Genomic DNA, 11,376 nt, shown 5'->3' with positions numbered 1-11,376 from the left:
GAGGCGACACGCATTGTTCATTTCAGTTCCGCTTGGCCCGAGCTGAGCGCATAGCCGACGGCCAGGCTGGCAGGCTTGGCAGCGCGCGGTCGGGAAGAGTCCCCGGCAGCCGGGAAGACCAGGTCGCACAACGAGTCGTGACGGATGTCGGGAACCACTCCGTACGCGGGGGGCACATAGACGAGCGGCAGCCCGATCTCGTATGGATCAGCGGAACAGCCCAATATATGCAGGGAGCGCCGGCTTTCCGAGGCCACCTGGCCGAGGATCTTTGGAATCCCGGTACGCACGGGGAGCCTGGATCCGACGGACACAGCCCCCTCCTAGGAGACGTCCCCGCATGCGCGGGGAGTACCGGGCCGAACGCACCATGGATCCGGAGGCAGGGGAACAGCCCAGCTCGCGCCGCCGGCTTGGCGCGGTGCACCGGCGCGGGAAGCTCCCGAGGTGGTCATTGAAGATCAGCCGGGTCCGAGAACAGCCCTGTATGCGCGGGAATCCCACGCCACCCGGTCTCCGTCGAAGAATCTGATGGGACCGGCCCCGCACCTGCAGGAGCCGCCTTGGCCGAAGCACCGCGTCGAAACGCACCGATCGGGAACCTGCCGTGATCACACAAGCCGTCGGCGGCTCGAGCCATCGGTGGCCTGACGATGGTGGCCAAGAACCTCGGCCACGGCCTGCAGTGCATCTGGTTCGGTGCGGCTAAGTAGCGGCAGTGTTCGATACCAGCTTTCGGTCCCTAGCGCTTCGATGATGATTTTAGGAACTGAAGCTGCCCTGCCGGATAGTTCAGGAGCCGGGTCTTGCCGATGCCGGCCTCGCCGGAGATCACCAGCACTCTGCTCAAGCCCTCGCGAACACGCACGATGAGCTCATCATCGCCTGGCATTCCTCGTCCCTGCCCAGAAGCTCTGACGGCTCAGGGGCCGGGTATCGCTGAACGATGCGTTGTCGGGCAGAGAATTCCGGAGTGCTCACATGCCTGACGGACGGTAGGGGGCTCGCGGTGCGCGTCGCGGGCGTCAGGTGACGGTGGTCCCGCCTCCGATCTCACCCCTTCGACCAGGTCAGGGTCAGGTGGAGAATTGAGGCCGACGTCCCGATCCGCCAGGCCGCTCGCGGCCACGATCCGGTACGGACTGGACCCGCAGTCTGCGCGACCCGTTCAGCGGCGCGGGCCCCGGAGATGTGTTCGAGGACCGACCCGCGCGATCCGATCGCCGTCGATGACCGTCGCCGCGGAGGAGATCTCGCCCAGCGCGGCATCCTGCAGTCGCCGGCAGCTCGTCTCCGGCAGCCGATGTCGGTGAGGAGCATGGTGGTCACCCCGCTTCTCCGAGGATCGTCGCGAGCGCGGGCAGCAGCGCGACGGCCACATCGACATCCGGTGTCAGATCGCGGTCCACGGTGGATCGCGGCAGGTCCTCGCACAGCTCCAGCACCGGTCGTAGTCCGCTGGGCACCGTCCGGGCCTGCATGCGTAGTGCGCGGACCGCGGCCAAGAGCTCACACGCCACCAGCGTTCGGTAGTTCCCGGTCGCCGTCAGCGCTTGCCGGGCGGCCAGCGAGGCGAAGCTGGCGTCCTCTTCGACGCCTCGTGACAGGGTGACGCTCTGCAGCCCGGCGGGTGTGGCGGCGGCCCGGACTTCAGCGAGCGCCGAGGCGGCGACGTACTCCAGGATCATCACGCCGGAGGCGCCGGCGAAGCCGTCGCCGAGGAACGGGGCCAGCCCGGTGAAGGAGGGTTCGATCAAGGCCGCGAGCCGTCCCAGGACCAGTTGGCCGGTCTGCGCCACGCCCAGGACGGCGGAGTCCAGCGCCATCTGCAGGTAGCTGGCGTGGAAGCCGCCGTGGTGGGCGAGCGCCGCGTCCACCGGCTCGTCGGAGAGCAGCACCGGGTTCTCCGAGGGCGCGTTGACCATCCGGACGATGGTGGCCGACAGTTCGCGCAGCGAGTCCAGCGCCGCGCCCTGGGACTGTGGCAGCACCCGTAAGCCGAGCGGGTCCTGGATCCGAGCCGGCGGCAGGTCGGTCGCGGTCAGCGCGCGCAGCCAGGTGTTCACCTGTCGAGCGCCGGCGAACGGGGTGGCCCGGTCGGCCGCCGCTGAGAAGGCCTCGCGATTGCCGTCGACGGCGGCGAAGGTCAGCGCCGCGACCACCACCGCGGCCCGGATTGTTTCTTCGAGATCAACGAATGCCAGTGCGGCGTCGGCAAGTGTTGCGGCGTTGCTGCTGAGGAACGGCAGTGCGTCGTGTGCGCTGAACCCGGTGATCGAGGGCAGCGGTGTCGAAGTCGGCCCTTCTCCCATCAAAGCCAGCGCGGTGGTGGCCAATGCCGACAGATCGCCGGTACCGATGCCGCCATGTTCGCGGACTGCGGGCAACGCGTCGGCCTGGATCATCGCGGCGAGCCCGTCGAGGACGGACGGGTCGGCGCCGCTGCCGCCGGCCGCCAGCTGGTTGAGGCGGATGACGAGCATCGCCCTGATCCGTTCCGCGGATCGCACCGGACCGGCGGCGGTGGCATGGCTGCGCAGCAGGGAGACGGCATGGACGCCGGGATCGTCCACTGGCACGCCGCGGTTCGCACCGACTCCCGTGGAGCGGCCGTACACCGGTCGCTGCGCGGATATCTCCGCCGCGACCCGGTAGGAGTCCGCAGCACGCTTGCGGCCCGCTTCGGCGAGTTCCACCGGCTCCTCCCGGTGGGCTGCGCGAGCGATCTGCGCGCAGCTCAACCGGATCCCATCGAGTTCGATCAAGGACGTCTCCCGCCGCTACGACGATTGTTCTCGGCAGTTTCATCGGGGGTCTTCCGCGACTGCAATGAGTGTGCCACCCTTTCACCCACTGGCAAGCCCCTTTCAGCTATCAGCAATTGCTAGTCGAAAATGACAGGAAGGTTACGCAAATTGTCAGCGACGACCCCGTCGGCCGTATCGGCGAATCCTGCGACACGCACGGTGGAGCGTGCCCTGGGTCTGCTGGCTCTGGTCTGTGATGAGGGCTCGATCAGCCTCTCGGACTCCGCCCGCAGCGTCGGCCTGGCACCGAGCACAGCGCTGCGGCTGCTCCGGACGCTGGAGAGCCAAGGGTTCGTTCGCCGGGACGAGGACGGCATGTTCCACGCCGGGTCGCGCATCATCCAGCTCGGAGCGATGGCGCTGGGCCGGCAGGAACTCGTCAGGACGGCTGAACCCGCCTTGCGCCGGATCGTGGACGCCAGTGGTGAAACCAGTTACCTGAGCATCCGCGGCGTCGGTGACCGCGCGCTGTACATCGGCATGGTGGAAGGCACGCATGCCGTACGGCACACCAGTTGGGTCGGGCGCACCATCCCGCTGCAGGGCACCGCGGCCGGTGCCGTGCTGCTGGGCGACGTCCCAGAGTGCGGATACATGGTCGTCCGCTCGATCGTCGAACCGGACGTGTCGGCGGTGGCCGCCCCGATCACCTGGGCCGGCGGAATCGCCGGCGCTCTGAGCGTCGTCGGTCCCACATACCGCATCAACGAAGAACGAGCGGAAGCCTTCGGCCGGATCGTGAGCGACGAGGCCCGCGCCCTGTCCAGTCAGTTCAGTACGCCCCACTCGAAAAGCACGTGATGGAGGTGAGGGCCGGGTGATCCGGTTCGAATCGATAACGAAGACCTACCCGGACGGGACCGTGGCCGTCGACTCGCTCGACCTCGAAGCCCGGTCCGGCCAGATCACCGTGTTCGTCGGCCCGTCCGGCTGCGGCAAGACCACGACGCTGCGGATGGTCAACCGGATGATCGAGCCCACGGCGGGCCGGATCTGGCTGGACGACCGGGAGACCGGCAAGATCCCGGCCCCTGAACTGCGCCGCCAGATCGGCTACGTCATCCAGCACGCGGGTCTGTTCCCGCACCGCACCATCATCGACAACATCGCGACGGTGCCGTATCTGCTCGGCTGGAACAAGAAGAAGGCGCGCGCCCGTGCGAGCGAGCTTCTCGAGCGGGTGGGGCTGCCGTCCCACTTCGCCAAGCGCTACCCCGCTCAGCTGTCCGGCGGCCAGCAGCAGCGGGTCGGCGTCGCCCGGGCGCTGGCCGCCGACCCGCCGGTGATGCTGATGGACGAGCCCTTCAGCGCCGTCGACCCGGTGGTACGCGACCAACTCCAGGACGAGTTCCTTCGCCTGCAAGGAGAACTGGGCAAGACCATCATCTTCGTCACCCACGACATCGATGAGGCGATCAAGCTCGGGGACCAGGTCGCGGTGCTTCGGGTGGGCGGCCGTCTGGCGCAGCTGGCCACACCGGCCGAACTGCTGGACCGCCCGGTCGACGCGTTCGTGGCGGGCTTCGTAGGACGGGACCGCGGCTACCGCGCGCTCGGCTTCACCACCGCCGGCCGGCTGTCCACCCGCGAAGAGCCGACAGTGACAGTCGGCTCGCCGGTGCCCGCCGGGACCGACGACGCCGAAGGCTGGCTGCTCGCCGTCAACGACAAGGACGAGCCGCAGGGCTGGCTGCAGACGACTGCCTCCGGCGCCGGCGGATCGGTCGTCACCGACGAGATGCTGCACCGGGGCGGAACCCTGGCCCGGCAGGGCGGATCGCTGCGCGCGGCGCTGGACGCGACGCTGTCTTCGCCGACGGGGCGCGGAGTGGTGGTGGACGAGGACGGCCGGCTGGTCGGCTCGATCACCGCCGCTGAGGTGCTCGCGCTGATCGAGTCGGGCCGGCCGGAGCCGCGGAAATGAGCCCCGTGAACCTCGCTGATTCGAGTTCGTCGAGTTCCCCGCTGCACTTCTGGGGTTACTTCATGGACCACCGCTCCGAAGACCTTCGCTGGCTGTGGGACCACGCCTATCTGTCGGTGATCCCGGTCATCGCCGGGTTGGTCATCGCGCTGCCGCTGGGCTGGCTGTCCCGCCGCTACAGATGGCTCTATCCTCCGATGCTGTCGATCTCCGGGCTGCTCTACACGATCCCTTCCATCGCGCTGTTCGTCATGGTTCCGCCGCTGCTCGGGCTGAAGTCCCTGGACCCGCTGCAGGTACCGATCGCGCTGACGGTCTACTCGGTCGCGCTGCTGGTGCGGGTGGTCGCGGACGGACTGGCAGCAGTGCCCGACGACGTGGCGCAGGCCGCGACGGCCGTCGGCTACAAGCGCCTGGGCCGGCTGTTCCGGGTGGAGCTGCCGATCGCCCTGCCGGTGATCGCGGCGGGGCTGCGGGTCGCCACGGTCTCCAACGTCAGCATGGTCGCCGTCGCCGGAACCATCGGCCAGGAGAACCTCGGCCGGCTGTTCGATCAGGGCAAGCAGCTGTCGACCACGGGCCCCTACTATCCGCCGATCGTCCTGGGCATCGTGCTGTGCGTGCTGCTGGCACTGACCTTCGACCTGCTCATCGTGTTCGGTACCCGATCGCTCACCTCTTGGCGCAGGGCGGTGGTGGGACGATGATCGGCGACGTCCTCACCTGGCTGAACGACCCGGCGCACTGGCGCGACACCCTCGTGGACAAGGGGATCGCGACCCAACTCCTGGCCCACATCACCTTCACCCTGATCGCTTTGGGCATCGCTTCGGCGGTGGCACTGCCCCTGGGTCTGTTCATCGGGCACAGCGGGCGTCTGAAGTTCCTGGTCACCGCTGCCAACGCGTTGCGGGCGCTGCCGACGGTCGGCGTGCTGGTGCTGCTCACGGTGATCATCTCACCGCACTTCCACGGCCGCACCGACACCGGCTTCCTGATCCCGACCGAGATCGTTCTGGTCCTGCTGGCCGTCCCGCCGATATTGGCCAACACGTACGCGGGTGTGCAGAACGTCAACCCGGCGGCGCGAGACGCGGCCGCGGGGATGGGCATGACCGGACCCCAGGTGCTGCGCAAAGTCGAACTGCCGTGCGCGCTGCCGCTGATCTTCTCCGGGTTGCGCAGCGCCACGCTGCAGGTGATCTCGACTGCGACGGTCGCCTCCTACGTGACCCTCGGCGGCCTGGGCGCGTTCATCTACGACGGCCTGCAGCAGCAGGACTTCCCGGAGATGATCGGCGGCGGCGTGCTCGTGGCCCTGCTCGCCCTGCTGGCAGACCAATTGCTGGCGACGGCCCAGCGCTACGCGGTTTCCCGCGGGGTCTCCGGCCGGTTCTCGAAGAAGTCCGTCGTCTCGCCGGACACCGACGTCGCTCAGGTCCATCAGAGGAAGGTGTCACCGGTCTGAAGCGTCGAGGTATCAGCACGGTCCTCTCAACACCGACCAGGAGAATCATGATTCGCAAGTTCATCCTCGTCGGCGCGGCCTCGGCCGCGCTGGCTATGGTCCTCACCGCCTGCGGCAAAGACAGCGGCAAGGCCGACGCGGGATCCACCGGCGGCAGCGGCTCGAAGGCGACGATCGCCAGCAAGCTGATCCTCGGCGGCCCCCCGGAGTTCGAGACCCGCGTGGACGGCGTTCCCGGCCTGCAGCACAACTACGGCGTCGCGTTCGGCGGCTACAAGGTGCTCGACACCGGCGGCCCGGTCACGGTGACCGCGCTGAAGAACGGCCAAGTCGACGCGGCCGACCTGTTCACCACCGACCCTTCGATCGCCGCGAACAACTTCGTGATCCTCGCGGACCCGAAGAGCGACTTCGCCGCCCAGAACGTACTTCCCCTGATCAACAAGGCGAAGGCCACCCCCGGGTCCGCGAAGGTCCTGAACGCCGTCTCCGCCAAGCTCGACACCGCGAGCCTGAGCGCGATTCTGACCAAGGTGCAGAACGACAAGCAGGACCCTGACACTGTCGCCAAGCAGTGGCTGAAGGACCAGGGCCTGGACGCGGGCGGCACCGACGCCGCCGGGGTGGCGGTCACGGTCGGCTCGGCCAACTTCCCGGAGAGCGTGGCGCTCGCGGACATCTACGCCGAGGCGCTCAAGGATCAGGGTGCGAAGGTGTCGACCAAGCCCAGTATCGGTGCCCGCGAGGTGTACATCCCCGGACTCAAGGACGGCTCGATAGACCTGATCCCCGAGTACAGCGGCTCCATCCTGCAGTACTTCGACCCGAAGGCCACCGCGACCTCGCCGGACGACGTGTACGCCGCGCTGCAGAAGGCACTGCCGGCCGGACTGACCGTCCTGGACCAGTCCAAGGCACAGGACAGCGACGCGATCGTGGTCACCAAGGCGACGGCCGACAAGTACGGCCTGAAGTCGATCGCCGACCTCGCCAAGACGCAGTAATCCGACCACTAGTACGGCGATTGGACGGCTTTCGACGGTCTTGAAGACCGTCGAAAGCCGCCCGGCCCGAGCAGTGTGCACCGCTGGCGACGCGGGAGGTTCAGGCTGCCACAACTCACCGGGGCGCTGACCCGGAACGGCTACCGCAGCCTTGGCTGGGAGGACGCCGGACGGATCGAGGTCGGCGCACGAGCCGATCTGGTCGTGGTGCGCCACGACTCGGTTCGCACAGCCGGCGCTGAACCGGCGCTGAACCGGCGCTGAACCGGCTCAGATCCTGCTTGCGGCCGTCGCCTCAGATGTGGACACCGTGATCGCCGACTGGCGGCGACGTGCTGACAGGCGCCGATGGGGCGTTTCCCGGGAGCGTCGACTACTCGCAGCCGATTCGGCGAACGGTTGACGCCCCGGAAGTCTCACCCGCCTCAGCCCACGGGCTCGATCGGGCGCAGTTCCTCTGCGTAGCTCACCGAGTAGCGCCGCATGGCGCCGTCCTCGGTGAACGAATACTGACCCATCCGCCACAGCGGTGGTGAGTAGGCATGGATCGAGACGCTGCCGTCGGTCGCCGGGGTCAGTCGGTGGATGTGGTCGGGGCCGAAGCAGAACGACGTGCCGTCGCCCACGGTGCTGGTGATGTGGGTGCCGCCGACCCGCAGATTGTGCTCCTCCAGCGCGCCCTGCACCACGCGGACCGCTCCGGACGACACGTCGTGATCGTGCCACCCGGTGTCGTTCCCGGTGGCCCAGCACAGCAGCCACACGTCGACGTACTCGTCGCGGTACAGCGAGGCGTAGTGCCGCTGCTCGGAGGAGAACTCCACACGGTAGCGCCAAAGCTCGGTCTTCTCGGCCAGCCGGTCGACCAGGCCACGGAGCTCCTGCTTCGCCAAGGTCCTGGCCGGCAGTTCCTCGATGGCCGCTGAAGCCGCACCGCCGGTGATGTTCACAGGCGTAGTCCCTTCTCTGCGTCTCTGCGTCAGTGCGCTGTTGCGCGCTGCGTGGAGTGATGGCCGCTGCCCAGCAACCGGCCCGGGTTCTCGCTGGTGAAGGCCTTGGCCGCAGCCGGGCCGAAGAAGTCGGACAGCTCTGCGGTGATCGGCTGGGCATAGGGCCGGTCGGATCCCAGGACGATCGCGTCGACACCCAGGACCCGCAGCACGGCGTCCGTCGCCCGCAGCCCGTACGACGAGGTCTCGACGAACACGTCGGGATCGATCACGCCGGTCGGGCCGCCTCGTGCCCGGGCTCGTTCGCCATGCAGCGGACCGAGTCCGGCAAGCATGGCGAAGCACACCCGCAGCCGCGGATGCGCGGGCCGTCCGAAGGCCCGGAAGGCGAACCAGGCCGCGTGCATCTCGTTGACGTAGGACACCACCGCGGGCCACCACCCGGGCCGCCCGGCCGCCGCGCCGGCCGGGCCGGGATGCAGGAACAGGGGTTTGCCGCGGTCTTCGAGGAGCGACAGCAACGATCCACACACCTGGTATCCCTCCGGACCCAGCAGCGCTGTCGCGGGGAGCTGCAATCCGACGCACCCGGCGTCCAGGCGCGCGCCGAGGTCGACCGGGTCGGGCTCGACCACGGACGCCGCCGCCCAGACGCCGAACGGGTCCGGCGACTCCAGCGCCCCGACGTGGTACGCGTCCAGCAACGCAACCGCCTCGTCCGGCGGCAGGTACTCGATCCCGAGCGGTGCGGAGAGCGAGACCAGCGCGAGACCGACTCCCGCAGACCGTTCGGCGGCGGCCCGGGCCTGGACATCGTGCGCGGCCGGGTCCACGGCGTACGGCGGCTCCCCGTCGAGGTGCAAGGTCCAGCCGTCCAGGAACGGTGCCGTACGGCGCCGGCGCAGCGCGTCGGAGAAGGCTGCGCTCCAGAGGTGCTGGTGCACGTCGATCAGCATGCTTCCCCTCCGCACCGTCCCGGGCCCCACCAGCACCGAACCGGTTCACTGAAACGGTTCGCCGAACCGTTTCAGTGAACCGGTTCGGCAAGGTCGTGTCAAGAGTGTCCACCCTCCGCGGGTCTGCGTCGTCCTCGCGTCGGGACACTCCGCTAGGCTGCCGATATGTCGGGAACCCGCAAGCGTGCGACGATCCGGGACGTCGCCGAGGCGACCGATCTGTCCATCTCGACGGTCTCCTACGCGCTGCGCGGCCTCCAGACCTCGAAGAAGACCCAGGAGCGCGTGCGCCGGGCCGCCGAGGAACTCGGTTACGAGGCCGACCCGATCGCCCGCGCTCTTTCCAGCGGGAAGACGGGCCTCGTCGGGGTTTTGTGCGGCTCGCTGGAAGATCTGTGGCAGCAGGCTTTCGCGGCCGGGATGGGCCGGGCCCTGCTGGCCCGTGAGCACCACGCGCTGATCATGGACGCGGCCGGCGATCCGGACCGTGAGGCTGCTCTCGCCCGCAAGCTGCGCGACCAGCGGGTGGACGGACTCGTGGTCTGTCCGCTGGACCCGGCCGCCGGACTCTGGGCCCAACTGGCCGAGACGCTCCCGGTCGTCACCGTCGGGGACGCGCTGGCCGGCGGTGGCACCTGCGGCGTGCTGTTCGACAACCGCTCCGGCGTGCGGCTCGCCCTGGAACACCTGCACACGCTGGGCCACCGGCGGGTGGCGGTCCTGACCTCGACGCCGGAGTCCACGCCGGACCGGCCGTCCGACCGGCGCACAGCCTCGGAGGCGGCGCGCCTGGGATTGGCGCTGACAGTCGTGCCGACCTCCCACGCCCTGCCCAGCGCCACGGAAGCGGCTCACAGAATCCTGGAGTCACCGGACCGCCCGACGGCGGTGCTGTGCCTGTCCGACTCCATCGCCTACGGCGTCTACGCGGCGGCTGCCGGGCTCGGCCTGCGGATTCCGCGTGACGTGTCAGTGGTCGGATATGACAACCACCCGGTGTCGGCGTTGCTGACGCCTCCGTTGACCACGGTCGACTGGGACCTGGACCGGATCATCAGCGCCGTCACCGATCTGATCCTCGCCGGAGTCGAGGACGAGCACTTCCACCGGCGGATCACGCAACGGCCGTCCCTGCGCGGGGGTGGCTCGACGGGACGCCCGCCGCGCTGACGCCACGCGTCATCGATCCGTCAGCCGGACCACCGCGAGCACCGCCGTCGCGTCGGAAGAAGCGCTCACTTCCGATTCCGCGCGCAGCTGCACGGCATCGAGCGGGCGGAGTTCGACACGCGACGTTCCCCGCACCATGGCACGTCCCTGAAAGTCCATCACGACGACGGTCTCGGACTCGGCGACCGCCACCGGGACCGCCACCGGGCCGTCCAGATGAACGATGTCGACACAGGCTCGGACGCGTCCGCTCCGCACCATGACGTTGAAGTCGAGCAATGGCCCGCCGAGCACCCGGCAGTCAGTGGCGCTGCCGCCGGCGAACGCGAAGGGCTGAAACGGCACATCGATCCGGTGCCCGACCCCGTCGACCGTCAGCACCATGCCGGGACCACGTACCAAGGTGATGATCCGGTCGTACCCCGCGAACGACGAGAACGGGCCGTGGGCGGCCACGTCCGCCAAGCTGATCCGCCAGTCGAAGTCAGCGAGCCCGCCGCCCTCGTCCTCGCGGCGAGCGGCCACCTCGTAGGTCGTCCCGCCGCCGTTCTTCCACGGCATGGGGCTTCGCGCCCCCGCGGACAGGAATTCCATCGTCATAACGCCCCGCCGTTCTCGTCGTCGAAGGACCGCCGTCACCAATGATCACATCGACGCCCACGAAGCTCGACGTCGGGATCTCGACGCGCTGAGCCGGAGTCATTCGACCGGCGGATCGCCATCCGCTGGGGCGCGCATGCAGATCAGAGAGATGACTCCCAGCCGTCGTACTGATCTTGTACCGGCCCTGGACCAAACCTGGACCACCGGTCCGCAGCCAGGGACTTGAACCCCGAACCCGCGGATCAAGAGAGGCTTGAACGGAGTTGCCTGTTGAGTCGTGGAGCGGGCAGTACTGACGTTCGAGTATTCGGAGGCCATCCGCGTGGCAGGACAGGCGCCTGGACCTCCGCGAGATGCTGACGAGGCCGCTAGTGCGGTGACCGGTCATGTTTGCCGGTAGGGGTGTTGTCATGCTGCGGTGGTGAGTGGGCGTCCGCCCCAGCGGATGCCTTTCTCGCTGCGGATGCGGGCGCGTTCGCGGCGGGTAGCGGCCA

Annotated in this window: 13 protein-coding genes and 1 pseudogene; 8 read left to right on the top strand and 6 right to left on the bottom strand. The window is 68.8% G+C overall.

Annotated elements, in window-relative coordinates:
* Window positions 1-17: 17 nt before the first annotated feature.
* The 3 genes from GWK61_RS20850 to GWK61_RS20840 all read right to left on the bottom strand — a co-directional run bounded on the left by GWK61_RS20850 (window position 18) and on the right by GWK61_RS20840 (window position 2,765).
* Entirely contained in the window at window positions 18-314 is a 297-nt protein-coding gene (locus tag GWK61_RS20850) for a hypothetical protein (protein WP_194910511.1), read from the bottom strand.
* A gap of 428 nt (window positions 315-742) precedes the next feature.
* Window positions 743-892: a hypothetical protein gene (locus GWK61_RS20845; protein ID WP_194910509.1), complete on the bottom strand. Its 150-nt coding sequence runs from the start codon at window positions 890-892 to the stop codon at window positions 743-745.
* A 433-nt stretch (window positions 893-1,325) separates the two neighbouring features.
* On the bottom strand, window positions 1,326-2,765 hold the full coding sequence (locus tag GWK61_RS20840; protein ID WP_194910507.1) for an aromatic amino acid ammonia-lyase: 1,440 nt from the start codon (window positions 2,763-2,765) through the stop codon (window positions 1,326-1,328).
* Window positions 2,766-2,894: 129 nt separating this feature from the next.
* Between GWK61_RS20840 and GWK61_RS60845 the strand changes: the two are divergent.
* The 7 genes and pseudogenes from GWK61_RS60845 to GWK61_RS60840 form a co-directional block, all read left to right on the top strand.
* Window positions 2,895-3,104 (top strand): annotated as a pseudogene (locus GWK61_RS60845) (helix-turn-helix domain-containing protein); the annotation flags it as partial.
* 18 nt (window positions 3,105-3,122) lie between these two features.
* Entirely contained in the window at window positions 3,123-3,608 is a 486-nt protein-coding gene (locus tag GWK61_RS20835) for an IclR family transcriptional regulator (protein ID WP_228562668.1), read from the top strand.
* A gap of 16 nt (window positions 3,609-3,624) precedes the next feature.
* Window positions 3,625-4,731, top strand: coding sequence for an ABC transporter ATP-binding protein (locus GWK61_RS20830; RefSeq protein ID WP_194910504.1), 1,107 nt, complete (start codon window positions 3,625-3,627; stop codon window positions 4,729-4,731).
* A 62-nt stretch (window positions 4,732-4,793) separates the two neighbouring features.
* The gene (locus GWK61_RS20825) at window positions 4,794-5,438 is read left to right on the top strand and encodes an ABC transporter permease (RefSeq protein ID WP_194910557.1); all 645 of its coding nucleotides are present in this window, start codon (window positions 4,794-4,796) and stop codon (window positions 5,436-5,438) included.
* Window positions 5,435-6,199, top strand: coding sequence for an ABC transporter permease (locus GWK61_RS20820; RefSeq protein WP_194910501.1), 765 nt, complete (start codon window positions 5,435-5,437; stop codon window positions 6,197-6,199). The genes GWK61_RS20825 and GWK61_RS20820 overlap by 4 nt, the downstream gene beginning before the upstream one ends.
* Window positions 6,200-6,246: 47 nt before the next feature.
* On the top strand, window positions 6,247-7,203 hold the full coding sequence (locus GWK61_RS56640; protein WP_228562666.1) for a glycine betaine ABC transporter substrate-binding protein: 957 nt from the start codon (window positions 6,247-6,249) through the stop codon (window positions 7,201-7,203).
* A 75-nt stretch (window positions 7,204-7,278) separates the two neighbouring features.
* Window positions 7,279-7,467 (top strand): amidohydrolase family protein, encoded by a 189-nt coding sequence (locus tag GWK61_RS60840; protein ID WP_369125598.1) that lies wholly within the window; start codon window positions 7,279-7,281, stop codon window positions 7,465-7,467.
* 161 nt (window positions 7,468-7,628) lie between these two features.
* On the opposite strand, the gene GWK61_RS20805 is transcribed toward GWK61_RS60840, so the two are convergent.
* Window positions 7,629-8,153 (bottom strand): cysteine dioxygenase, encoded by a 525-nt coding sequence (locus GWK61_RS20805; RefSeq protein WP_194910499.1) that lies wholly within the window; start codon window positions 8,151-8,153, stop codon window positions 7,629-7,631.
* A 29-nt stretch (window positions 8,154-8,182) separates the two neighbouring features.
* On the bottom strand, window positions 8,183-9,109 hold the full coding sequence (locus GWK61_RS20800) for an amidohydrolase family protein (protein WP_194910497.1): 927 nt from the start codon (window positions 9,107-9,109) through the stop codon (window positions 8,183-8,185).
* Window positions 9,110-9,274: 165 nt separating this feature from the next.
* On the opposite strand from GWK61_RS20800, the gene GWK61_RS20795 reads away from it, so the two are divergent.
* Window positions 9,275-10,279: a LacI family DNA-binding transcriptional regulator gene (locus tag GWK61_RS20795; RefSeq protein ID WP_194910495.1), complete on the top strand. Its 1,005-nt coding sequence runs from the start codon at window positions 9,275-9,277 to the stop codon at window positions 10,277-10,279.
* 9 nt (window positions 10,280-10,288) lie between these two features.
* On the opposite strand, the gene GWK61_RS20790 is transcribed toward GWK61_RS20795, so the two are convergent.
* Complete coding sequence (locus tag GWK61_RS20790; RefSeq protein WP_323747671.1) at window positions 10,289-10,918, bottom strand: HutD/Ves family protein; 630 nt, start codon at window positions 10,916-10,918, stop codon at window positions 10,289-10,291.
* Between the last annotated feature and the right edge of the window lie 458 nt (window positions 10,919-11,376).

It is taken from the genome of Catenulispora rubra, assembly GCF_015356825.1.
Classification (GTDB): Bacteria; Actinomycetota; Actinomycetes; order Streptomycetales; family Catenulisporaceae; genus Catenulispora; species Catenulispora rubra.
This window is presented reverse-complemented; position numbering and strand designations above follow the sequence as displayed.

Excerpts from the sequence above, each read along its gene's own strand:
- GWK61_RS20845 (WP_194910509.1), bottom strand. The coding sequence starts at position 892 with ATGCCAGGCGATGATGAGCTCATCGTGCGTGTTCGCGAGGGCTTGAGC.
- GWK61_RS20835 (WP_228562668.1), top strand. The coding sequence starts at position 3,123 with ATGTTCCACGCCGGGTCGCGCATCATCCAGCTCGGAGCGATGGCGCTG.
- GWK61_RS20825 (WP_194910557.1), top strand. The coding sequence starts at position 4,794 with ATGGACCACCGCTCCGAAGACCTTCGCTGGCTGTGGGACCACGCCTAT.
- GWK61_RS20820 (WP_194910501.1), top strand. The coding sequence starts at position 5,435 with ATGATCGGCGACGTCCTCACCTGGCTGAACGACCCGGCGCACTGGCGC.
- GWK61_RS56640 (WP_228562666.1), top strand. The coding sequence starts at position 6,247 with ATGATTCGCAAGTTCATCCTCGTCGGCGCGGCCTCGGCCGCGCTGGCT.
- GWK61_RS20800 (WP_194910497.1), bottom strand. The coding sequence starts at position 9,109 with ATGCTGATCGACGTGCACCAGCACCTCTGGAGCGCAGCCTTCTCCGAC.
- GWK61_RS20795 (WP_194910495.1), top strand. The coding sequence starts at position 9,275 with ATGTCGGGAACCCGCAAGCGTGCGACGATCCGGGACGTCGCCGAGGCG.